Annotated in this window: 17 protein-coding genes and 1 tRNA gene; 8 read left to right on the forward strand and 10 right to left on the reverse strand. The window is 61.1% G+C overall.

What is annotated here, in order from left to right; genetic code table 11:
- On the reverse strand, positions 1-189 hold a 189-nt coding region (locus LLH00_01205; protein ID MCE5269884.1), incomplete at its 3' end, for a XylR N-terminal domain-containing protein.
- Positions 190-437: 248 nt separating this feature from the next.
- Between LLH00_01205 and LLH00_01210 the strand changes: the two genes are divergently transcribed.
- The gene (locus tag LLH00_01210) at positions 438-581 is read left to right on the forward strand and encodes a hypothetical protein (GenBank protein ID MCE5269885.1); all 144 of its coding nucleotides are present in this window, start codon (positions 438-440) and stop codon (positions 579-581) included.
- Between the two features lie 238 nt (positions 582-819).
- Here the strand turns inward: LLH00_01210 and LLH00_01215 are convergent, their stop codons facing one another.
- Both LLH00_01215 and LLH00_01220 read right to left on the reverse strand, forming a co-directional pair.
- Entirely contained in the window at positions 820-2,268 is a 1,449-nt protein-coding gene (locus LLH00_01215) for a sulfatase (GenBank protein MCE5269886.1), read from the reverse strand.
- A gap of 126 nt (positions 2,269-2,394) precedes the next feature.
- On the reverse strand, positions 2,395-4,527 hold the full coding sequence (locus LLH00_01220; protein ID MCE5269887.1) for an alpha-galactosidase: 2,133 nt from the start codon (positions 4,525-4,527) through the stop codon (positions 2,395-2,397).
- Between the two features lie 476 nt (positions 4,528-5,003).
- Here LLH00_01220 and LLH00_01225 point away from each other — a divergent pair, with 476 nt between their 5' ends.
- A complete protein-coding gene (locus LLH00_01225; GenBank protein ID MCE5269888.1) occupies positions 5,004-5,462 on the forward strand; it encodes a hypothetical protein in 459 nt (152 codons plus the stop codon).
- Positions 5,463-5,606: 144 nt separating this feature from the next.
- Here LLH00_01225 and LLH00_01230 read toward each other — a convergent pair whose 3' ends face one another.
- The 3 genes from LLH00_01230 to LLH00_01240 form a co-directional block, all read right to left on the reverse strand.
- The gene (locus LLH00_01230) at positions 5,607-6,977 is read right to left on the reverse strand and encodes a sugar porter family MFS transporter (GenBank protein MCE5269889.1); all 1,371 of its coding nucleotides are present in this window, start codon (positions 6,975-6,977) and stop codon (positions 5,607-5,609) included.
- A gap of 391 nt (positions 6,978-7,368) precedes the next feature.
- A tRNA-Ala gene (locus LLH00_01235) sits at positions 7,369-7,444 on the reverse strand.
- Positions 7,445-7,629: 185 nt separating this feature from the next.
- Positions 7,630-8,196 (reverse strand): GWxTD domain-containing protein, encoded by a 567-nt coding sequence (locus LLH00_01240; GenBank protein MCE5269890.1) that lies wholly within the window; start codon positions 8,194-8,196, stop codon positions 7,630-7,632.
- A gap of 233 nt (positions 8,197-8,429) precedes the next feature.
- Between LLH00_01240 and mtnA the strand changes: the two genes are divergently transcribed.
- A complete protein-coding gene (gene mtnA / locus LLH00_01245) occupies positions 8,430-9,488 on the forward strand; it encodes an S-methyl-5-thioribose-1-phosphate isomerase (protein ID MCE5269891.1) in 1,059 nt (352 codons plus the stop codon).
- A 476-nt stretch (positions 9,489-9,964) separates the two neighbouring features.
- Positions 9,965-11,245, forward strand: a complete 1,281-nt coding sequence (locus LLH00_01250) for a citrate (Si)-synthase (protein ID MCE5269892.1) — start codon at positions 9,965-9,967, stop codon at positions 11,243-11,245.
- 80 nt (positions 11,246-11,325) lie between these two features.
- On the opposite strand, the gene LLH00_01255 is transcribed toward LLH00_01250, so the two are convergent.
- Together LLH00_01255 and LLH00_01260 are read right to left on the reverse strand one after the other, a co-directional pair.
- A complete protein-coding gene (locus tag LLH00_01255) occupies positions 11,326-12,375 on the reverse strand; it encodes a dihydroorotate dehydrogenase-like protein (GenBank protein MCE5269893.1) in 1,050 nt (349 codons plus the stop codon).
- A 156-nt stretch (positions 12,376-12,531) separates the two neighbouring features.
- The gene (locus LLH00_01260; GenBank protein MCE5269894.1) at positions 12,532-13,362 is read right to left on the reverse strand and encodes a M48 family metallopeptidase; all 831 of its coding nucleotides are present in this window, start codon (positions 13,360-13,362) and stop codon (positions 12,532-12,534) included.
- A 159-nt stretch (positions 13,363-13,521) separates the two neighbouring features.
- On the opposite strand from LLH00_01260, the gene LLH00_01265 reads away from it, so the two are divergent.
- Complete coding sequence (locus tag LLH00_01265; GenBank protein ID MCE5269895.1) at positions 13,522-14,295, forward strand: class I SAM-dependent methyltransferase; 774 nt, start codon at positions 13,522-13,524, stop codon at positions 14,293-14,295.
- A gap of 197 nt (positions 14,296-14,492) precedes the next feature.
- On the forward strand, positions 14,493-15,392 hold the full coding sequence (locus LLH00_01270; protein ID MCE5269896.1) for an HDOD domain-containing protein: 900 nt from the start codon (positions 14,493-14,495) through the stop codon (positions 15,390-15,392).
- A gap of 35 nt (positions 15,393-15,427) precedes the next feature.
- Here the strand turns inward: LLH00_01270 and LLH00_01275 are convergent, their stop codons facing one another.
- Both LLH00_01275 and LLH00_01280 read right to left on the reverse strand, forming a co-directional pair.
- Positions 15,428-16,093: a TrkA family potassium uptake protein gene (locus LLH00_01275; GenBank protein ID MCE5269897.1), complete on the reverse strand. Its 666-nt coding sequence runs from the start codon at positions 16,091-16,093 to the stop codon at positions 15,428-15,430.
- Positions 16,094-16,115: 22 nt separating this feature from the next.
- Positions 16,116-17,486, reverse strand: a complete 1,371-nt coding sequence (locus tag LLH00_01280; GenBank protein MCE5269898.1) for a hypothetical protein — start codon at positions 17,484-17,486, stop codon at positions 16,116-16,118.
- An 823-nt stretch (positions 17,487-18,309) separates the two neighbouring features.
- Between LLH00_01280 and LLH00_01285 the strand changes: the two genes are divergently transcribed.
- Together LLH00_01285 and LLH00_01290 are read left to right on the forward strand one after the other, a co-directional pair.
- A complete protein-coding gene (locus tag LLH00_01285; GenBank protein MCE5269899.1) occupies positions 18,310-19,575 on the forward strand; it encodes an ROK family protein in 1,266 nt (421 codons plus the stop codon).
- Between the two features lie 310 nt (positions 19,576-19,885).
- Complete coding sequence (locus LLH00_01290; GenBank protein ID MCE5269900.1) at positions 19,886-23,035, forward strand: TonB-dependent receptor; 3,150 nt, start codon at positions 19,886-19,888, stop codon at positions 23,033-23,035.
- The last annotated feature ends 50 nt before the right edge of the window (positions 23,036-23,085 follow it).

Raw genomic sequence — 23,085 nt, forward strand, 5'->3', positions numbered from 1 at the left:
CTGGCCCCAGAAATAGCCCATCCGCGTGCAGATACGCCGAGCGTGCTCCTGGCCCACCATGTTCACCAGGTCGCGCCGGAACTGGCCCATGGCGAACAGGTCGTGGATCACCACCCGCCGGCCCAGCAGTGAGACCAGGCCACGCGAGAAACGGAAAAGATTCTGCAGGTCCAGGTCCTCGGCTTTCATCTTTGCTGCCTCCGCCGGCATATTAATTTGATAGACAAACTATCATAATTATAGACCATCCTCTCCGAGATTGCAACTATCAATTCAAATTTCTTTTTGTTTATCAAAGGATTAAGGCGCGGCGGGAAATTGTGCACAATCTTTGCCTATATAAAATGGCAGAGCGAGTTCACGCTATCGGAATGATTCTGGAAAAACGGGGGGATCGTATGCATCTGCCAAAAGCTCTACACGTAGAAACGTGTCTGATGTGTGCTTTCGCGATAGGCCTCAGCCTGTTCATCGGCTGGTTTATCTGGATCAGGACCGGCAACGCTTTCACCGCCGGGCTGGCCGTGCTGATGATCCTGATCTTCTGCACCATCGCGCCGACAGTCAAGCGTATCCCCTGAGCCGGGAAACGGCCCCAGGCCAGTATCCCGCCGCTCGCTCCCCGCTATGCGCTCTTCCCTGCGAGTTATCTTAAGCACTTTCCTGATTAAGACACTTCGAAATTAATAAAGTATTTTAAGGCTTGATCCGCCTTTGCATTATCGGGAAGCCGCTGTCAATTCATCCCGGTCATGGGAAATAAAAAGCCGCGGTGAGTTAACCCCGCGGCTTCAAACGTCCTTTGCGCCAAAAATTCATTCAGGGGAGCCGTCCCGGCTCGCGCAGCCCCGCTCCGGCCCGTCCGGTGAGCTTGTCCCCCAGGTCGCGGCGGGCGGCCTCGGCCAGGGCCTCCAGGCGCTTGACCTCCTCCGGGTGTTCCGCTGCCACGTCTTTGGTCTCGCCCACATCGCTCTCCAGGTCGAACAGGGACATCTGGATATGGTCCTGGTCGTAGGGCACGGGCAGGCCGCCCTTGCCGCCCGGACGGCCGTGCAGGGTGCGGTAGTCATGCGGCACGTGCAATTTCCACTTGCCGCTGCGCACGCCGTGCAACTCGCCCATCCAGTAGCAGTAGTAGGCCCCGGTCGGGCTGAGCGCCCCGGGGCGGCCCTCGATCAGCGGCAGGATGTCGTGCCCATCGATGGGCAGCCTGGGCAGCGCCGCACCGGCCAGTCCGGCCAGGGTGGGCAGAATGTCCATCGTGGTGGCCAGTTCGCCGCAGACCCCGCCCGACGGGATATGCCCCGGCCAGCGCATCACGCACGGCTCGCGCATGCCACCCTCGAACAGGGTTCCCTTGCCCTCGCGCAGCGGCCCGGCCGAACCTGCATGCTCGCCGTAGCTCAGCCAGGGGCCGTTGTCCGAGGTGAAAATCACTAATGTGTTATCATCCAGGCCGTTTCGCCGCAGCGCCTCCAGCACCTCGCCCACCGACCAGTCGATCTCCTCGATCACGTCCCCGAACAGCCCGCGCGCCGTGGCCCCGGCGAACTTGTCGGAGACATACAGCGGCACATGGGGCATGTTGTGCGCCAGGTACAGGAAAAAGGGCCGCTCGCGGTTGCGCTCGATAAAGCTGACCGCGTGCTGGGTGTACCAGGTGGTCAGGTTGCGCTGGTCCGGGTTGTACTCGATCACTTTCTCGTTCTCGTACAGCGGCAGGGGCGGATAGTCCGCGCCGTTGGTCGGGTGCTGGGGCCACATGTCGTTGGAATAGGGCAGCCCGAACCACTCATCGAAGCCGTGGCGGGTGGGAAGGAACTGCGGCGAGTCGCCCAGGTGCCACTTGCCGTAGATAGCGGTGGCGTAGCCCGCGCCCCCCAGCAGCGAGGCGATCGTGGCCTCGCTGTCGCTGATCCCGATCCTGGAGGCCGGTCCCAGCGCGCCCAGGATACCCACCCGCTCCGGGTAGCAGCCGGTGAGCAGCGCGGCCCGCGAGGCCGAGCAGACCGCGGTGGCGGCGTGGAAATCGGTGAACCGCACACCCTGGGCCGCCATGCGGTCGATATTCGGAGTCTTGTAGCCCTGTGCTCCGAAACAGCCGATATCGCCGTAGCCCAGGTCGTCGCAGAACACGATCACGAAATTGGGACGGCTAGCAGCGGCGGACCCGGCCTGGCCGCACAGACGCCAGGGGCAGGCCGCACCCAGCAAAGCCGCCGCGGTGGCGCTGCGAAGAAAATCTCGACGGCTGACAGATTCGGGCATGGCGAACCTCGCGCGCGTTTGGGGGTGAAAGTGAACCGTACATTCGCATTATAGGAACAAATTCGTCAGAGACAACCTTTTTCTGCGGCACGGACAGGATTCACCCGGCCACGGCGGCAAGACTCCCTACTGCACCCGCTGTATCTCGAACAGCACCGCCCCATAGGTGTCGGGCAGGCTCACCCGAAAACCCTTCGCCGCCAGATCGGCCCCGCTCATGCGTGTCAGTTCCTCGCCCGCGGGCCCCCGGCGGACCGAGTAGGTCGCCGCCGGGTCCAGGCCGCTCACCCCTACCATGCGCTCGCTGTCGAGGCCGGCCTGACGGAACACGCCCACTATCCCACCGGCGCGGGTGTCGGTGTTGATCCTCTGCCAGCCGTCCCACTGCCCCTCGGCCGGCTCGCCGAACCCGGGCAGGTCGCTACGGTAGAGGGTGTAGTTATACTTGTCCTGCATGGCCTGCAGCCAGTCGGCCCAGGCCTTGAGGCGCGCGCGCGACTCGGGCGGCACTTTGCGCGGGTCGCCCAGCATGATCGGCAGCGTTCCGGCCAGGGAGAGCAGGTTTAGCTCGCGCTCGGGGTCATCCAGGGTGAGGTTGCCCACCACCAGGGCCGTGGCCGGCATGGACGGAGTGCGCCACCAGGCAAGGTTGCGCACCCTCAGGCTGCCCAGGGGCGATTTTTCATACACGTTGATGAGCCAGTCTCCCTCGGCGTGACGGACCAGGGCGTAGTCAACCTGCTGAAGCGGGCCCCAGGTCTCGAAAGTGCAGTCGATGAACAGGTCCGGCGCGGCCGCGTGAAGCTCATCGAAAAGCTGCATGCACCGCCTGTAGGCCACGAGGAACGACTCCTCCCGCCCATCGTGGAACGGGTGGTCCGTGGCATAGCAGCCGGTGCGGGTCTTGTCGTAGACATAGGCGCTGCGGGTGAGTGAAAGGTCGAGTTTCACATAGCCCAGGCCGTGATCGCGCACCAGGCCCAGGATAACATCACGGATATGCCCGTACCAATCGGTGCCCAGGCAGGCGGTGGCAGTGTTCGGGTCCGAGGAATGGATGTTGGCGACCCGTCCCGCCTTGTCGCGGCAGAACCATTCCGGGTGCGCGGCGTAGACCTTGCTCTTGGTCTCGGCCTCGGTCAGGCTGATCCAGAGGCCGGGTTTCATCCCCAGGCTGCGGATATGGTCGAACACTGGCTTGAGGCCGTGGGGGAATTTCTGGTAATCGATCTCCCAGTCGCCCTTGTTGGCCTGCCAGCCGTCGTCTATCACGAATTCCTGCGCCCCGCAGGCCGCGGCGGCCTCGGCCAGTTCGTTCACCAGGGCCTCGTTCACCTGCGTGCGGAACGGGTTCCAGGTGTTGTAGACAAACATCGGCTTGCGGTCGAGCTGGGCCAGGCGGATCCCCATGTGGCGGCGGACAAAATCGGCCACCGGGCCGTTGACCACTGCCGCGGGGTCGCTCTGTCCGGCATAGGGCAGGCTGAACACCCAGGGACTCTCCCATTTCTCCCCCGGCTTGAGCCAGGCCAGGAACGGGTAATCCTGGTCCGGCCGGGTCAGGCCCACACTAAAGGTGGAACCGTCCTCGAACGCCCCGGTGCGCTTGGTGACCGAGGGCGCCTCGTTGCCCAGAGCCAGGCCCTGGCGGCGGCCGATCATGTGCACCACGGCCAGCGGGTCGTTCCAGTTGCCCACGAACGGGCCAAGCCATTTGTGGCGGGCGAAATCGGACATGATCCAGCAGTCGGTGTCCTCCCAGGCCGAGCGCAGCACCTCCACGTCCACTGCCTCCAGCCGCACTTTCTCCTGCCCGAGGTTGACCAGTGAAAGATGCTTGCGCACCACCGGCAGCTCGGGATACAGCAGGTAGGTCACCTCGAGATGAAGGCGGGCCTTGGCCGTGGAGGCGGATTTGTAGGTCAGACGGACACCATCGCCGCCCAGGGAATCGGCGGCCCGGTCCACGGAGGTGATCTTCCAGCCCCCCAAACCGTTCATAGCATGGCCATCGGCCAGGAACCCGAATTCCTGCCCGCCCGGGCGCACGAACTCGTCCTCCAGCCCTTTCAGGCCGTAGGAGAGCGTGGTCAGACGGTCGCCGTTCTCGCCCAGGTCGAGGCTGCGGTGGACCACCCCGTTGTCCAGGGTTATCCGGCCCGGCCCCTGGCTGTAGTACTGGGCGGCCAGAGGGCGGAACGGGACGAGCGATAACCAGAGAAGAACCGGAACAAGTCGGAACACGGATTGGAGTTTCATTGTCCTGATCTCCTGTGGTTGCAGGCTGCAGGGAAAAACTGCGCGGTTTCTGGCATTGATTGGAGGGATAACGCCGTTCACGCGCCGGGAGAGTCCGACACGGCCCGAGCCGGGGCCAGTGAGGAGGCGCCCGCCGCGTTCAACTAATTTCGCAGCGCCGCAGCCACTGCGCAAGCTAAAAACCTGATCGCGGGATATCCGTTCCGGTTTTTCCGTTGAACATGCGCCGATCCTATGCCGTTCTTTGGACTTAGCTCTTGTCTGGTGCGGCCTGTATACGTATAATGAATCAAATGCACAACAACTTTTGCTTTTATCTGCCGACACTCGGGTAAGTTCACCTCTTTACCCGGAGGCGCATCAAGGAACAATCTCCCCCAACCGACAGAAAAGTACGGAAACCATTGCGCCGAAGCATCGAGGCGCATGTTCAGAGTAACCCTCCCAGTACGCCTGACCCGCTCCAGGAGGCTGTCATGAGAAGGGCGTGGATATTAGCCGCTTTGCTTTTGTCAGCAATTGTAGCCCTTACGGCTTGCCAGAAACACAAGCCCATTGAGGGGGTCTGGGAATTTGTCAGCTCCACCTACACCACCCCCGACACCACGATCAACCGCGACCAGGACAACTGGAAAGCGATCAAGATCATCACACCCACCTTTTTCTCCACCGTGGGGCACGACCCCAACCGTCCGCTTTTCGGCCCGGTGGTTACCGACTCCGACATCGTGACCGCCTACAACACGTTCTCGGGCAACGGCGGCCGCTACAAGATCAACGGCGACATCTACACCGAGTACCTGGCCCATTTCAACAACCCCAACCGGGTCAACACCTCGGCCGACCTGAAATTCAGCATCGTGGGCGACACGCTGTTCCTTTCAAACGTGACCGGGGATGTGACCTGGAAGGAAATCTGGCGCAGGCTGGAATGAGACAGGAACGTAGAATTGCTTAATGTGTAACTTTAATCCAGCGCGCATTAAATATTCTATATAAACAATTAAGGGGCGCAATACATTGCGCCCCTTTTGGTTTTCCACGCACTTGACTTTAAGCCGAAACTCTCGCCGCGAAGTTCAGCTCTTGCGCTTCTCGAAAATCGACTCCACCTCTTCGAGCTGCAGCCCCTTGGTCTCGCGCATCATGACCAGAGTGAACAGGAACGCGATGAAAGAGGCGGCCATGAACAGGTAAAACACGCTCCCCCCCATCGCCTCACTCAGCACCGGGAAAAACTGGGTCACCGCGAAATTGGCGCACCAGACCAGCATTGTCGCCGCGCCCATCGCCGCGCCACGTATCTTGTTCGGGAACATCTCGGACAGATAGACCCAGATCACCACTCCCACGCCGGTGGAAAACGAGGCGACATAGGTCATCACTGGGATCACCATGTACAGCGGGTTGACATCTTTCATGTTGAACATCAGCCCCAGGGCGAGCATGGAGGCTGTCATCAGGAAATAGGCGATCACGTGCAGTATCTTGCGGCCCGCCCGGTCGATCAGGGCCATGCCGACAAAGGTGAAGATCAAGTTGACCAGCCCGATGATCACCTGGGCCTTGAACGAGGAGGCGGTATCGACGAACCCGGCCATCCGGAAAATCTCGGTGCCGTAGTAGATGATGACGTTGATGCCGGTGAAATTCGAGAAAATGGCGATCAGGAACCCGGTGAACAGAAGGCGGCGCAGCTTGGGATTGAGCAGTTCCTGCATGCCGCCGGCCTCCTTGTGGAGCATGCCGGTGACATAGGCCATTTCGCTGGTGGCGTACCTGGCGCCGCCGATCTTGTTGAACACCTCGCGCGCCTTGTCCTCCTGACCGTTCTTGGCCAGCCAGCGCGGGCTCTCAGGAATCTTGAACAGGGCGATGGTGAACAGGAACGCCGGCACGGCCTCCACCTCGAACATCCAGCGCCAGGGGTGCTCCCCCACTCCGACCAGCAGCCAGTTGCTGAAATAGGAGAACAGGATGCCCACCACGATGGCGAGCTGGTTCACGGCCACGAGCCTGCCGCGAACGTGGGCCGGGCTCAGCTCGGCGATGTACACCGGCGAGAGCACCGAGGCGATCCCCACTCCGAACCCGCCGATGGCCCTGGCTACGATCAGCTCCCAGTAGTTGCGCGGCACCCCGGACAGCACGGCCGAGAGGGTGAACAGAAAACCAGCCAGGATCAGCAGCTTTTTGCGGCCGTAGCGGTCGGCCAGGGGGCCGGTGATGATCGAGCCCAGGATACAGGCCACGATCAGGTTGCTCACCGCGAACCCCTCCTGCCAGGCGTTGAGCTGAAAGTCCTGCACCACCCCGCCGATCGTGCCCGAAATGACCCCGGTGTCGAAACCGAACAGCAGCCCGCCTATCGCCGCCACGAAAGATACTATCCCGACATACCGCCAGTTGATTTGGCTCTCGTCGATTTTCACTTTCCCCTCAGTCGCCATCTCTGACCCTTTTCGGTTGGACGTTGTAATTGCGGACCGGGCCCTTGGCTGCACCCGATTCAGGCAGGCTGTATTTATCAATGAAATTGTCTTCCGGTCTGACCAAATCGCGCGCACGCTGTCAGGCTGGGCCGGCGGCAGTCCGGCCGGGCGGGACACGGGGGAGCGGACGGACAGGGGATGGCGCTTCAGTCCGCCCGGCTTTCAGAGCACGCCGGGGAAGGGAAAAGCCGCACAATCATTTTGATATGGCGCTTTCCGCTCCGCAAGAAAAAACCCCGACAGATCACTCTGCCGGGGCTGTATCGATCAGGAACCGACGAAACCGGCATCTTCAACGCCTGCGGTCGTCACCGACCTGCCGCCGTCCGGCCCGATTCCCTTGTATTCATGGTGGAGCTGAGGGGAGTCGAACCCCTGGCCTCTTGAATGCCATTCAAGCGCTCTCCCAACTGAGCTACAGCCCCCTTGTATTTGCGCAAAAATAGCGTCACCCTCACGGTTTGTCAACCAAAAACCTTCCTTCGCCCCGGACGCTTATCCGCTGCCGCCCGCCGGCCCCGAACTGACAAAAAAAGCGCCCCCGGGAGCCGGTCTCGCTCCCGGGGGCGCGTCGATTCAAGTTACGGGACACATGACTGCGGTGGATCGATCAATGACCGTAGATATAGGACTCTTCGATCATGTCCTGCGGGTTGAGCAGGTCGAAATCGCCCACCCCGGTGCGGTCCACGAAATACAGGTCCACCTCGTGCGCGGTGTTGATGTAGACCCAGATGTACACATCACGCCCACCGGAACGCATGGTGTAGCGCTCGATGTCGCTGGGCGGCCCCATGCGGACATAGGCCTCACCGCGGTCGGTCAGCCAGCCCGGCTGCAGGATCGAGCCGAAATTCTCGTTGGCGTAGCGGATACGCTTGAAATACTCGGTCTTGAACTCGTTATCCGGAGTTTTCTTGACCGGGTCGTACGGCGCCCAGAACTCGTCCCAGGCCTCCTGGCGCAGGTTCTCCGGCACTGCGAGCAGACGGTTCTGGACATCCTTCTTCGTGATGTACTTCAAGTAATCCACCGCCTCGCGGTAGTGGGACATCGCCCACTGGTCCGAGCCGAAATTCTCCGGCATCTCGACCGTTTTCACCGCCCAGGCCGGAGCCGCCAGCGCAAGCAGCAGGGCGATCAGCCCCAGCCCCAGGAAATACCGTTTCCTCAACATCATCCCCTCCCAGTTGAATTATTCAACCCGGCGCCGCTCATCGATCACTGCCTCAGCGCCTTTTATAATTATACACTCTGCACATAAGTGAGTTCAAGTTTCTGAGGCGATTTTTTCTGTGTCCACTTGTCGATCCGGAACGGGAGTTTTACTTTGTGGAAGGTTCGTTTTCAGGTGTGAACATCTATGCTTCCAAGACAACTGACAGAGGATATTCCAAGCGCGGAGAAACGATGCCGGTCACCACGATTGAATGGCTCGGACATGCGCCGGACGGGCGCGTCCGGCTGATAGACCAGACCCTTCTTCCAGTCGAGGAGAAATACCTCGAACGAAGCGAATACACCGACCTGGCGGCCGACATCTACCGTCTGGCCGTACGCGGGGCGCCGGCCATCGGCGTGGCCGGGGCTTTCGGGGTCGTGTTGGGTGTGCAGGGCTGCGCCGGGCTGGCGCCAGACAGTTTCATGGCCCGGCTGAACGAGGTCTGCGACCGTCTGGCCGCCACCCGTCCCACCGCGGTCAACCTCTCCTGGGCCGTTGAACGCATGCGCCGCCTGGCCCTGTCTCTCGCGCCCAAGGCCTCCCCGGCCGGGACAATCGAGGCCTTGGAGCGCGAGGCCCTGGAGCTATTCGAGGAGGACCGCCGTCTGTGCCGCTCCATCGGCGAGCACGGGGCGGCTCTGCTGCCGGACGGGGCCCGGGTGCTGACCCACTGCAACGCCGGGGCCCTGGCCACGGCCGGGATCGGCACCGCCCTGGCCGCAATCTACGTGGCCGCCGAGCAGGGCCGCAGAGTGTCGGTCTATGCCGATGAGACCCGCCCGCTGCTGCAGGGGGCGCGCCTGACCGCCTGGGAGCTGCACCGCGCAGGGATCGAGGTTACTCTTATCTGCGACAACATGGCCGCCAGCGTGATGGCGGCCGGCAAAGTGGACCTGGTGATCACCGGGGCCGACCGGATCGCGGCCAACGGGGACGCCGCCAACAAGATCGGCACCCACGGCGTGGCGGTCCTGGCCGCGAGGTTCGGCATCCCGTTCTACGTGGCCGCACCGTTCAGCACGTTCGACCTGAGCCTGGCCGATGGCTCCGGCATCCCGATCGAGGAGCGCGCGCGCGAGGAGGTGGCCGCCCCCCTGGGCCGCACCGCCGCACCCGAGGGCGTGCGGGTGTTCAACCCGGCGTTCGATGTCACACCGGCCGAGCTGATCGCCGGCCTGATCACCGACCGCGGCGTGATCCGTCCACCTTTCCGTGAAAACATCGCCCGCCTGCTCGGACCGGCGTGATCCTTGATATCTTTCCGCTTTCTCCCGGCCCGGGGCGCCCGGAGCCCCGGGCCGGCCACCCGGATTCCATCTTTCCCGAGGCTTTCAGATCGCCCCTGCCGCACGCAATTGGGAAAAAAATCGCAACCCGGCCCCGCAAACTCAGTTTAACATATCTGGCCCAGTTTCACAGCTTTCGGCAGACGATCATGTCAGCGCTAATAATTTTTCAGCTTTTGTTGCTTTTTCCTTGCATAGTCATAAAATAATAGTTAAGAACCCGACTGAGATATCACTTTCGAAATTGCGCGGTTGTGGGATTATTCTTGCATAAGAGCCAGGCCTGGATTACATTTCGGGCTTCTTTTTACCGGGAAATATATGCTCCTGGCGGAAGTTTCAGCAGTCGTGTTTTTCAATCCTGATGCAGAAGAGAACGAATGGACTTGAACAGTCTGTGACTGCCATAAGAATAATTTCTCAGGACGGAGGCCTACATGACGAGACTCAAAGAAAAGCTGGCGGCTGTAATCCCCGGTTTGCGCGAGGAAATCCAGTCTCTTCTTAAAGAGTACGGGCAAAAGCAGGTTTCCGAGGTCACCCTGCAGCAGTTGTTCGGCGGGATGCGAGGGGTCAAGTCGATGATCTGCGACACCTCGCTGGTCGACCCTGTCCGCGGGCTGCTGATCCGGGGCCGCCCGATCCTCGACCTGGTGGACCGCGAGCCTGAGGAGATATTCCACCTCCTGCTGCTCGACGAGCTTCCGGACAAGGAAGACCTCGAGGAACTGCAGGCGGTGATGAACGGCCACGGCCCCCTGCCCGAGTTCGTCTGGAAAGTCCAGAAAGCCCTGGCCCCGGACACCCACCCGATGGTCCGGTTCAGCATCGGGATCATGATGCTCGAGCGCGAGAGCCGCTTCCGCCGTCTGTACGACGAGGGAATGAAGAAGACCGACTACTGGGAATCAACCCTGGAAGATTCGCTGCACCTGCTCTCGATGCTGCCCGAGCTGGCCGCAGGCATCTACCGCATCCACACCGGCAAGGGCGACCCGATCCCGCCCAACCCGCGCCTTGGCTGGGCCGCCAACTACGCCTACATGCTGGGCATGGAGAACACCAACGGCGAGTTCTCGGACCTGATGCGCCTGTACCTGGTGCTGCACAGTGACCACGAGGGCGGCAATGTCAGCGCTTTCACCACGCACGTGGTCGGCTCGGCCCTGTCGGACGCCTACTACGCGGTGAGCGCCGGCATGAACGGCCTGGCCGGCCCGCTGCACGGTCTGGCCAACCAGGAATGCCTGCATTTCGTGTTCGAGATACGCGAGAAATACAACGGCGTGCCCACGGATGAGCAGATCCAGGAATATTGCTGGGACACGCTCAACAACGGCAAGGTTATCCCCGGCTACGGGCATGCGGTGCTGCGCGAGACCGACCCGCGGTTCACCGCCCTGCACAATTTCGGCACGGCCCACTGCCCCAAGTCCGACCTGTTCCACATCGTGGACCGGCTGTTCAACCTGGTGCCGGACATCCTCAAGCAGCAGGGCAAGGCCAAGAACCCCTATCCGAACGTGGATGCGGTCTCGGGCAGCCTGCTATTCCATTACGGGCTGGAGGAGTACGACTACTACACGGTCCTGTTCGGAGTGTCCCGCGCCATGGGCATGCTCAGCCAGCTAGTGCTTAACCGTGCCCTGGGCGCCCCGATCTTCCGTCCCAAGTCGGTGGGCACCGGATGGGTCAAGAGCAATTTGTTGGCCCAGTGATCCGGGACTGGATGCTTGAAAAGAAAAGGCCGCTCCGGTCGAACCGAGCGGCCTTTCTTTATATCCCGGCTTTTCTGGCCTCACTCCCCGGAGTGACTTTCGAACACCAGCCCGCCGCCGTCCGATGTATCCACCTCCATGTAGCGTCCGCGGCTGAGCTCCATGTATTCGAGCCGCTGCTGCTCGCGGCTGCCGATAGGAAGCTGCATTTTGGCCGAGCCACGCAGGGTGTCCACCCGGGCCACGCCCCGGCGGTCGAGGTAAGCCTCCAGCGCCCCCAGCAGAGCGCCGATCTTGCGCAGCCCCTCACGGTAGAACAGAGAGCAGACCTGCACCGTGTCTGCCCCGGCCAGGATGTACTTGATGAAAGCGTCCCCGCTGTGCACCCCTCCGGAGGCGGAAATAGAGACCTCAGGCAGCACCTGGCGCAGGATCGAGACCCAGCGCAGCGGATAGTAGATGTAGTGCGGCGAGGAAAGCCCCTGGTCGCCCTTGGCGGCGAACGCCCGCCCGGTCTCGAGGTCGATGTCGAGGCCGGTCTGACGGTTGAACAGGACGAGCCCATCCGCCCCGGCGCGGACCAGGTTCGCGGCCACGTTCTGTGGGCAGGTGAGCTGGCCGCTCATCTTGACCGCCAGGGGAATCCGCACCTGGGAACGCACGGCTGTGACTATGTCGTAGAACTGCTGCTCGCTCCGGGACGAGGACTGCTCCAGCCCGGCCGAGGGCACCGACAGGTTCAGCTCCAGGGCGCTGGCCCCGGCCGCTTCGATCTGGGCCGCGTAGCCGGTCCAGAAGCGCGGCTCGGCGCAGTTGACCGAGGCGATGACCGGGATCGAGACCGCCTTGCGCGCTTTCTCGATCTCGGAGCAGTACTCGTTCGGCCCGTAGATCAGCCCCACCTCGGCCGAGAAATAGTCCGCCGCCTCGGGGTGATCCATCAGGCTGTCTTGGAACGTGTTGTCCTTGCGGCGGATATCCTCCTCGAAAATGCTTTTCAGCACCACCGCGCCGGCCCCCAGCTCCTCGCACTGCTTGACCATCTTGGCGTTACGGGTCAGGCCGCTGCTGGCTACCACCAGCGGGTTTTTCAGCTCCAGGTTCAGGTATCGAGTCTTCAGATCAGCCATCTTTTCGCTCCGCGAGTTCAGCACACAGTGGCGACCAGTTCGGCCGGCGGTGGACAGGGTTCTGTATCATCCATGAAAGATAATCCGGAATGTTCCCGGCACAAGTCCCAAGACAGTCCCCGGCCCCGGGGAACAAACGAGCAGACCTACCTCGGGCTATTTTTTCTCCGCCTTGGGCGGCGGGGCCGGGTATTTCTCGTTAACGTACTTGCGGAACTCGGCCCACTGCGGCGAGTTCTCGATCAGGCCCTCGCGCGGCGGCAGGGTTGCGATCAGAGCCTTGGCGTTCTGGATGCGCTCGTCGGTCATCGGGTGGGTGGAGAGCAGGTTCTGCCAGCCCTTGGTCTCGGGGCTTTGCTGCTTGGACTTGAGCATCTCGAACATCTTGACCATGCCGTTGGGGTCGTAGCCGGCCTTGTACATGACCATCAGCCCGTCGTGGTCGGCCTGGCGCTCGTACTCGCGGCTGTAGCTGAGCATGCCCACGGTGGTGAACATGCCGGCCACGGTGTTGGCCAGGGTGCCGGAATTGCCCAGGGCGATCTGCTGCGCGGCGTCCAGGAGCTGCATCTGGCTCAGGCGCTTCACGCTGTGACGGTTGGTGACATGGCTCAGCTCGTGGGCCACCACGCTGATCAGCTCGGCCTCGGTCTCGACATTGCGGATCAGGCCCAGGTTGATGTAGCAGTAGCCGCCGGGAATGGCGAACGCGTTTACCGCTTCATCCTTGACCGCCACGAAATGGTATTTCAGATCAGTGCGGGAGGAGACCGCCACCAGCTTGTCGCCCCGCTCCTGCAGGAACGAGTCGAGCTTCTGGTCGTTAAGCACCGTGTACTGCTTGTGGATTTCCTTGTCCAGGGCCTGGCCGAGTTGGACCTCCTCCGAGGTGGAGTAAAAATTTATATTTCTGATAGCCGCACAACCGCCTGCGGCAAGTGGTGCAGCCGCCAGCAGCCCGGCCAGGGCATATCCGCGCCAGCTCATATATATTTCTCTCCCCTTGCTGTGTCAGGACAATTCGTTTGAAAATGGTTAGGGCAGTTGCGTCGGAGTCCTAAAAAAATATAAAATGTTGTAAGTGGCGGGACAAGGCAAGCGAGGTGTCAGGCCGTGGCCTCAGGCCCGGGAAACGGAGAGAACGGGATGCCGGATCGTTACCGTATGTTGGCCCCCTACTATGATATTTTCATCGACTGGGAGCGGCGCCTGCGCACCGAGATGCCTTTCCTGCTGGAGGCCTCGGGCGTGCGCTGGAAAAACGAAGCCCGCGTGCTTGATATCGGCTGCGGCACAGGCCGTCACCTGGCCGGGTTTGTCCAGGCCGGCTGCAGAGTCGAGGGCCTGGAGCCCTCGGTCCAGCTCCGCCGGATCGCAGAGCGCACCCTGCCCGGCGCGCCGATCCATTCCTGGGGCATGGGTGGCCTCGGGCGGCTGGCGCAAAAGCGCGGCCCCTGGGACCTGGTCCTCTGCCTGGGCAACACACTGGCCCACCTTCCCCCCTCCAGGCTGGACTCTTTCTGCCGGAACCTGCTCGTAGCCACCGGCCCGGGAGGGAAAGCCGTGCTTCACCTGTTGAATTACAGCCGGATCCTCCGCCTGCGCCCGGAACAGATGCCAGCCAAGACCCGGGAGCTGGAGGGGGCGCAATGGAGTTTCCTCCGCTCCTACGCCTACCGGGAAAGCAGCCTGGATTTCAAGCTGGAGGTTTACAGGGACGGCGCCAAGGTGGCCGTGGATGTGGAGAAACATTATCCTCTGGACGGAGAGCGTCTCAGGCAGGCGCTCCGGTCCGCCGGGTTCAGGAGCCTCCGCTTTCTCGGGGCGTTCGATAATAACATCCCTTTCACTCCCGATTCCGGCGACCTGGTGGCGCTCGTTTCATCCGGGGCAGCGGAGGCAAAGATGGATTCAGAGTAATCACGGGGGCTTCCAGTAAAAATTTGTGGAAAAATAAGTGGAATAAGTGTATAATATCTCATTCAAACCTTTGGATTCGTCCCATTCAAATAAAACGGCCTATACTCTGTTTTTACCTTGCGGCTGTCTCCCCCATGCAAGCCTGCCGCGGGTAAAAGTCTAAGGAGTTATCCGCCGACAAACGCAGGGACCACAAGATGCTGGATTTGAACCAATTAATAGAGCAACTGCTGAAAGTCAGGAAGCTGCCGACCTTGTCCAGCGTGGCCCTGTTGCTCGAATCCTCGCTCAACGAGGAACAGCCGGATGTTCAGCGAATCAGTTCGATCATATCGGATGATCCGCCGGTGACCAGCATGATCCTCAAGCTCGCCAATTCGGTGGTGTTCGGTGCGCGACGGACAATCGGCACGGTGCAGGAGGCGGTGGTCAGGCTGGGGTTCCAGGAAATCCGCAAGATGGTGATGAGCCTGGCCCTGATCCAGTTTCTTTCCAATCGCGTGAGCGGCAAGGTCGACCCGGTCAAGTTCTGGCAGCACTCGATCAGCGTTGGGGTCTGCACCGAGGTGATCAACGAGTTGACCGGAGTGATCCCGGAAAACGGCCCTCAGGCCCACGTGGTTGGGCTTCTGCACGACATCGGCCGCTGGGTCAGCGCCACCTACATGCCCGAGGTGCACCAGCACATTCCGGGTGACGCCGACAACCCTCCGCGTCCCAACTACATCCTCACCCTGGAACGCAACCGGATCGGCCTGGACCACACCCAGATCGGCGCGGCCCTGCTCGAGCGCTGGGGCCTGCCGCTAAAGATAGTCCATTGCGTGCGGTTCCACCACGAGCCGGATGTCTCGCCGCGCCAGCAGCGCAAGATCACCCAGCTCGTCCACCTGGCAGACAGTATCTGCAACAACGCCCGGATCGGGGATGTCGGCGAGGGCCTGGGCTCCGAGATACGAGAAACCACCTGGAGCGGGTTGGGACTGACTGCGGACCTTTTGCCCGAGATACTGGAAGTCCTGATCGACAGGACCAAGCACAGCGATGTCCTGCTCTCGATCGGCGGGATGGACGGCAACGGCGGCGGACACGCTTAAAATAAATTCACGGCCGAGGCCTCCCGAGCTTTAGCTCAGGAGGCCTTTGTTTTTTTGTTCAGCTTGGCGATATCGTCGGTGCTGCCCAGAATGACCAGGGTGTCACTGTCCTTTATCCGGTATTCCGCCGGGGGCAGGACTGTCACCCGCTCCGGCACGGCCTCCTTGACCGCCACCACGAACAGATTGTACACCCGCCGCAGGTTGACCTCCATCAGCGACTGGCCCACGAACTCCATCGGCGGCAGCAATTCGGTCAGCACGTACTCGCCGCCCAGTTCCAGGGTGTCGAGGATCGAGGGCGAGGTCAGGCGCTGGGCCAGCTTGATCGCCACCTCCTGCTCCGGGAAAATCACCCGGTCCGCCCCCACCTTGCGCAGCGCCTTGCCGTGCTCGGGATCGTTGGCTTTGGCGATCAGGTACTTAACCTGTAACTCCTTGAGCAGGAGCGTTGTGATGATGCTCTGGCTGATGTTGTCACCCATGCTCAGGATCACCGCATCCATCTCCTGCGCCCCCACCGATTGCAGGAAATCCTTGTTCTCTGCGTTGGCCACGATGCCGCGGGAGCAGTAGTCGCGTATCTCCTGGACCCGGTCGCGGCTGCTGTCGATTGCGATCACCTCATTTCCGTCCTCGAACAGCGAGCGGGCCACCTGGAAACCGAAATTGCCCAGACCGATAACCATGAATTTTTTCAAGGTCCCTCCTGAAAGAGCATTGTCAGATCATCACGTCTTCGCTGCCGTACTCGATGCTGATCCGCTTGCCGGGACGCACCATGCCGTAGGCCAGGGTCACCAGTCCGACCCGGCCGACAAACATCAGAGCCACGATCAGCAGCTTGCCCAGATGGTTCAGCGAGGAGGTCACTCCCATCGACAGTCCCACCGTGCCCAGCGCCGACACGCATTCGAACAGATAGCCCAGGAACAGGTCGCGGTGGCGCGGGTAAAGGATCTGCTGGCCCTGGGTCAGAAGCAGCAGCAGGGTGATCCCAACGACGGCCAGCACACCCAGCAGGATCACCATCACCACCTTGCCGATCGTCTCCTCCGGCACCGTGCGGCCGAAAATGTTGGTCCGCAGGCTGCCCTTGACCCGGTTGACAAAAAAGATGACCAGCAGGGCCAGGCTGGTGGTGCGCACCCCACCGCCGCAGGAGCCCGGCGAGGCCCCGATGAACATCAGCAGGATGATAATCAGAAGGGTGCCGTTACTGAGCGCGGAGATGCGGATGGTGTTGAAACCAGCGGTGCGGGCGGTTGTCGACTGGAACAGGCTGGCCATGAAACACTTGTCCGGCCCCATCCCGAGCAGAGTGTTGTCCACCTCCAGCACATAGAACCCCAGCGCCCCGACCGCCAGCAGAAACAGCGTGGTATAGAGCACCAGACGGGTATGCAGGGACAGGCGTCGACGGCAGCGCAGGATATAGCGGTCGAACAGCTCGTACAGGACCGAAAAGCCTATTCCGCCCGAGATAATCAGGCTGCAGGTGGAAAGGTTGATCCACCAGTCGCCGACATAATTTTCGAAGTTGTTCGGGAAGAAAGCGAAACCGGCGTTGCAGAACGCGCTCACGCTGTGGAAAACACCGTACCAGAGCGCCTTTGCCAGGGGCATCCCGCTGCGGAACCAGCCCACGAAAAGACCGACCGCCCCCAGGGCCTCGGCGATGAACGTGAAAGCGAAGATCGTGCGGACCAGGTTGAGGACCTGGATGCGGCCCTCCTGCGAGTACATGTTCTCCACCAGCCAGCGGTCGCGCAGGGCGGGCAGACGCCCCACGGTGAGGAACATCAGGACCGAGAACGTCATGATCCCCAGGCCGCCCACCTGGATCAGCCCCAGCAGCACCAGCTTGCCGAACAGCGTGAACGTGGTCCCGGTGTCCACCGTGCTCAGGCCGGTCACGCAGACCGCGCTGGTGGCCGTGAACAGGGCGTCGATATAGTGGATGCCCTCGCCCTTGACCGACCAGGGCAGCCAGAGCAGGACCGAGCCGGCCGCGATGGTGAAGAAGAAGCTGAGCACCAGCAACTGGCCGCTCTGCAGTCGCTGATAGAAACGGGACCACTGCCTGTTTTTCATCCAGAACGCCTTCGCCCTTTCCACCGGCCGTGAGGCTCAGCGCCTCCCTTGCCCGCAGCGGACATTTTGTATATCTTCGATGCCTTTCCAGGCAACCCAGCAATGTCCGGTTAGATTTTTGCTATAGAATGTTATGGGCGAACACAGTGTTCGTATCGGAATAACTCGATCCCGGGTCTAAGCCAAACCCCGTGCGGCTGACAGGCCGCCTCTGTTGCCTTTGGGGGCCGCACCTGTCTGAGCCTCCCGCCAGGGTAGCGTTTAATTGAGCGAGAAACGGCCGGGGCTGTAATTGCCGCACTGTCCGGCGGCGATTCGCGGCAGCGCCGCCGCTTCAACGAGGGAGCGGAATTAAGACTCCGTAAACACTTAAGATTGACGCAGAGTCTCGGTTTGGACGAGTTTGCGGCCCCCGCTGGCTTTGCGGCTTTGGCCGAAACCAAAGCAGAAATGAGACGGTCAGCTTCAAACGGCAAGTTCCTAACCGGACATTGCTGATTCTGACACAAAGACCTTTCGCCCGGATGAAAAATATATTGACAAATGAATTTTGTCGGGATAACATTACTTGCATGCAACGTGCAATTAAATACGACAAAGCAACATCTATCTTGCGGACAGGCCCGTTTCCCCTCAAGTTGAATGCATAGCCTTACTACCAGAAAGCTTTTAAGTCTATACCCACAGCACCGTTCAAGACCCTTTACGCACGGAAGCCCTGCAGGGTGTCTTACCGGCCCGAACAAGGGACCCGTATCAATTCAGGCGGAACTGTGCACCGCCAAGGTCGATCGAGAGCTGCATCAGCTCGGAGAAAGTCACGATGAAAGAATTGTTTGAAGAAGTGTTCCCAGACAGCAACATGCCGTGGAATATCAACCGGGCCACTGTCCTGAGCACGATCATCGAGAAAGGGCCTATCTCGCGGGTTGATATCGCCAGGCTTTCCGGACTCGACCAGAGCACGGTTTCGCGAATAATGACCAAGCTGATTGAAAGCGGCATAGTCCTGGAGGAAAACAAGGGCAAGAGCGCCCTGGGACGAAAGCCGATCAACGTTAAGCTCAACGCCCGCAGCCGCGTGGTGGGCGTAATCGTGGTCAACCCCTGGCAGACCGAGATTGCGGTGATCGACCTGAACGGCAACCTCATCAAGACCAAGCGGCTGAGCACGATCGTCGAGGACCCGCAGAATTTCCTGGCCGCCTGCTCGAGCGCGCTGCAGGTGATGCTGGACACAATCGCGATCCCCCTGGCCGGGATGACTGTCACCCTCCCCGGTTGGGTCGACCAGTTGCGGGGCGTACTGATCGAATCGCCCTACCTGGGCTGGAAAAATGTCGAGGTGGCCAAGATAGTTTCGAAGAAAATACAGAGCAAAATCTTCGTGGAGAACGATCAGCGCTCCTCGGCCCTGGCGCAGATCTGTTTCTCCCCTGAAGCCATGGGCCTGAAAAGCTTCTTCCTGGTTCAGATAGATGTCGGGGTCTGGGGCGCCCTGGGCTGCCACAACACGGTCTATCACGGGGCGCAGGGCCGCGACTGCCAGATCGGCTCGCTGCTGGTGCCGCTGGCCGCCGATTTGCAGACCGCGGGCCTCCCGGCCGTGGGCGAGCTGGAAAACATGGCTTCCGAGCGGTTTATTGTCAACCGGTACTGCGAGCTTTCCGGCAAGCCTTTGCAGGAAAACACCGACTTCCAGATAAGAGGTATCATCTGCGAAGCTTCCAAAGGCGATCGGTCGGCAGTGCAGGCGATCGAGGAAGCCGCCTTCCACCTCGGTTCGACCCTGCCGGAGGTGGACCGGATGTTCGACACTGAAAAAATCATTATCGCCGGCAAGCTGACCCGGGTCTGGGACATCGTGCTGCCAGCCATGCTCAAGGGCAGCCGGCACAGTTCCGTGCACAAGGAACGTCAACTGGAAAAACGCATCATCCCATCCTCACTCGTCTGGCCGCCCTACGAGGGGGCCGCGGCGATAGTCATCAAGGATTTCCTGGGCGGTTTCCAGGTAGTCCACCGTCAACCGACTGTTACAGACTGGCAGATGCAGATCTGGGAAGACTGGGAGAAATACGCTTCCTGAGCTTTCAGGCAGACTGATTTTTCCTTTTGGGGTATTTTTTAATATACTATTTCTTGCATGCTCCACGCAACAATTTGTGTTCAAACGCTCATCGGGCGCCTCAAATTCCAGCTGTCACCAACGGAGGCCGGCCCCGCGGTTCACCCATTGCCGGAAAAATTCCCCTTCCCATTCCGGAATGGACCTTCCGGCAACAATCCCCTGGAGGGCCTATGGCATAAAATTCCAAAGTCCGAGTCTCGAACCGTCTCCCGCAGGCTTTCGCTGAAGCATCCAGCGTAAAGCACGTACTTTCCATGGCGGAGGATCCATGACTGGCGTCATGCATTTTCTCAAAACAACCGGACTCGCTCTGATCGCTGCGGCCCTTCTGTTCGGCCCGGCCTCCTCAGTGCGGGCTCAGCTCAACACGAGCAAGATCGAGGGGGTTGTCCGCGATAAAACCACCGGTCAACCGCTGGTGGGGGCCCAGGTGCAGATCGAGGGCACCCGGCTGGGCAATGTGACCAACGCGGACGGCTACTATTTCATTTTGAACGCACCGCCGGGACGGCGCTCCATAGTTTTCTCCTACACCGGCTACCAGAAAGTCATAGTCGCAGAACAGCTCCTGCTGGCCGGCCAGACCACCACGGTCAACGCCGACCTCAGCTCCACAGTGGTCGAGATCGAGGGCATCACGGTCCAGGGTGAGTCCGAGGTGCTCGTCCCGCGCGACAACACCGTCTCCAAGCAGCGTCTCACCTCCGACCGCATCTCCGAATCCCCCATCTCCAAGCTGGAGGACCTTCTGGTCCTGGAGCCCGGGGTCCAGATCGGCGGCGAGGGCGGCATGGCCCGCGGCCTGCGTATCCGCGGCGGCCGCCTGGGCGAGGAGTCGATGGTGGTGGACGGCGTGATCGTGCGCAACTACACGGCCAACCCGTTCCGTAGCGGCTACGGCTGGATTTACGAGCAGGAGGCCGGCTCCCTGGGCGAGGACACCACCCCGCTCGAGGTTTCCACCAACGCGGTCGAGCAGGTCGACATCATCACCGGCGGGTTCCAGGCCGAGTACGGCAACGCCCAGTCCGGCATCATCAACATCGTCACCCGCGAGGGCGGCTACCAGTTAAAGGGCAGCGCCCGCCTGACCACCGACGAGCAGAACCCCCGCACCGCCGACTACGGCTACAACCAGCTCCAAATGGACCTGGGCGGCCCGGTTCCCGGCATCCCCAACCTGTTCTATCACGGGTCCGGGGAAATCCAGGGCATGGCCGACCGTTATCCGACCCACGCCGATGAGGGCTTCCGCGGGGTGAACCAGGAGTTCGTGGACCACCTGAACGATGCTGTGCACAACGACCCGGTGTTCCGCAAATTGATGCCGGTATACACGCTGGAGGAGCTGCAGAAAGGCCGTCAGTCCTACGCCGACCTGACCGGCAAGAGCGCCTCGCTCTGGTCGCCGGCCAACCCGGTGCGCCTGCCCGGCAACTGGATGGACCGCACGTTGGCCTCCGGCAAGATCACCTACAGCCCGATCAGCGCGCTGAAGCTGATCAGCAGCGTAAATTTCTCGCGCAACCAGAACTCCTACCCGCAGAGCTATTTCGACAACGGGATCGTGACCAAGAGCCAGTTCCCCTACCGCGACTGGTCAAAGGATGCCGACACCACGCTCTACATCCCGCAGAGCCTGGCCCGCCGCACCCGCACCAGCAACACGCTGCTGGGCTTCGACTGGACGTTCCTGCAGGGGGTCAAACGCAACGCCTCGCTGCAGTTCCGCTACACCAACATGCGCAACCAGGATGTCAACAGCGCCTCGCAGAAAACCAACTACACCCACGACACCTCGTTCCTGAGCTGGACCCCGCACGACGCCCAGTTCGAGGTGGAATCCTATCCCAACCGCGAGCTGCCGGTCGACCCGGCCGATTTCCACTACTATCCCGACGGGCAGAGTTTCAACCACCCGAACTGGAGAGTGGAGATGCCGTTCAGCCTCAGCGCCAGCAGCGGGCTTTACGGCCTGAGCTATTTCTACATGCGGGAGCATCAGAACAACTACAAGGCCGACATCGACTTCCAGCTCAACCGGACCAACCGGGCCAAAATGGGCCTCATGGGCACGTTCTTCGAGAACGACATGTTCTCCGTCGATTTCATGAAACTGTCCCGCGACCTGTCCAACGAGTTCAACTACAAGCCGCGGATGTACGCCTTCTACCTGCAGAACCGCACCGACCTGGGTGATTTTGTCTTCGACTACGGGCTGCGCTACGACGGGTTCCAGCCACGCGCCAACTGGGGCGTGCGCTACGGCGACCAGTGGGGCCAGGACTATTTCCCCAAGAACCTGAGCAAGGTCTCGCCCCGCTTCGACGTGGCTTTCCCGGTGACCGAGAAAAGCCAGTTGCGCTTCTCCTACGGCGTGTTCACCCAGTTGCCCAGCATGGCTTTCATCTACAGCGGCGAAAACACGGGCGACCTGGACTACAGCCGCACCGACGCCTTCGAGGCCGGCCTGAGCTATCTGATCAGCGACAACTCGGTGCTGGACGTGGTGGCCTACTACCGCGACGTGCAGGGCAACCTGGCCCTCAAGGAATACTTCCGCGATTACAATGAGTATTACAGCCAACGCCGCATCCGCGAGTATTTCACCGGCTACACCAACCGTGACAACGGCAACATCAAGGGTATGGACATCACCCTGCGGCGCCGTTTCGCCGAGAGTTTCTCTTTCAACCTGATGTACACAATGCAGTTCTCCCGCACCACCGGCAGCCAGTACAACTCCACCTCCTCCTGGGGCATTTTCATCGATCCGGCCACCGGCGAGCAGTACCAGCCGCCGGATGAAATCCGCCCGATCGACGGGGACATCACCCACAAGCTGTCGGTGAATGTCAACCACATGTTCCCCGAGGATTTCCATTCCGGCACCTGGATCAACACCGTGCTCGGCAATGTGCGCTCCTACGCCATGTTCAGCCTGTCCAGCGGCCAGCCCCTGGTCGACCGGATCGTGCACGGCGGCGATGCCACCGAGGTTTCCTGGCTCACCCGCAGCGGCGGCCAGATGGTCGGCGGCCTGAACTATTTCCGCGGTCCCTGGGACTACAACCTCGACCTGCGTTTCAGCAAGACTTTCAGCCTGGGCGGCAGCCGCCGTCTCAGCGTGTTCAGCGAGATATTCAACGCCCTGAACAAGAAGAACAACGCTGCCTACCCCCAGGGCTACACCTACGAGGGAGCGAGCACGATCACCGGCGGGCTGGACCTGCTCTGGAGCGATGATCTGCTGCCGGAGCAGAAAGTCAGGTTCAACGCGGATTTCAACCAGGACGGTATCCTGAGCGTGATGGAGGCGGCCAAGGGAAGCATCGCCTCCAGCGCGATCAATTCCATGTCGAATCAAGCCTGGGGCATGGCGCGCCAGATCCGATGCGGTCTGGAATACAGCTTCTGAAAACCGTGCTGAGGACAACCGTGGCACTGGTTCGTCAACTGAGCAACCGG

The organism is bacterium, assembly GCA_021372515.1.
GTDB lineage: Bacteria > Gemmatimonadota > Glassbacteria > GWA2-58-10 > GWA2-58-10 > JAJFUG01.

Coding starts and splice junctions, on each gene's coding strand:
- LLH00_01225 (MCE5269888.1), top strand. CDS start 5,004: ATGAGAAGGGCGTGGATATTAGCCGCTTTGCTTTTGTCAGCAATTGTA.
- LLH00_01215 (MCE5269886.1), bottom strand. CDS start 2,268: ATGCCCGAATCTGTCAGCCGTCGAGATTTTCTTCGCAGCGCCACCGCG.
- LLH00_01260 (MCE5269894.1), bottom strand. CDS start 13,362: ATGAGCTGGCGCGGATATGCCCTGGCCGGGCTGCTGGCGGCTGCACCA.
- LLH00_01240 (MCE5269890.1), bottom strand. CDS start 8,196: ATGTTGAGGAAACGGTATTTCCTGGGGCTGGGGCTGATCGCCCTGCTG.
- LLH00_01285 (MCE5269899.1), top strand. CDS start 18,310: ATGAAAGAATTGTTTGAAGAAGTGTTCCCAGACAGCAACATGCCGTGG.
- LLH00_01270 (MCE5269896.1), top strand. CDS start 14,493: ATGCTGGATTTGAACCAATTAATAGAGCAACTGCTGAAAGTCAGGAAG.
- LLH00_01280 (MCE5269898.1), bottom strand. CDS start 17,486: ATGAAAAACAGGCAGTGGTCCCGTTTCTATCAGCGACTGCAGAGCGGC.
- mtnA (MCE5269891.1), top strand. CDS start 8,430: ATGCCGGTCACCACGATTGAATGGCTCGGACATGCGCCGGACGGGCGC.
- LLH00_01220 (MCE5269887.1), bottom strand. CDS start 4,527: ATGAAACTCCAATCCGTGTTCCGACTTGTTCCGGTTCTTCTCTGGTTA.
- LLH00_01250 (MCE5269892.1), top strand. CDS start 9,965: ATGACGAGACTCAAAGAAAAGCTGGCGGCTGTAATCCCCGGTTTGCGC.
- LLH00_01290 (MCE5269900.1), top strand. CDS start 19,886: ATGACTGGCGTCATGCATTTTCTCAAAACAACCGGACTCGCTCTGATC.
- LLH00_01210 (MCE5269885.1), top strand. CDS start 438: ATGTGTGCTTTCGCGATAGGCCTCAGCCTGTTCATCGGCTGGTTTATC.
- LLH00_01255 (MCE5269893.1), bottom strand. CDS start 12,375: ATGGCTGATCTGAAGACTCGATACCTGAACCTGGAGCTGAAAAACCCG.
- LLH00_01230 (MCE5269889.1), bottom strand. CDS start 6,977: ATGGCGACTGAGGGGAAAGTGAAAATCGACGAGAGCCAAATCAACTGG.
- LLH00_01265 (MCE5269895.1), top strand. CDS start 13,522: ATGCCGGATCGTTACCGTATGTTGGCCCCCTACTATGATATTTTCATC.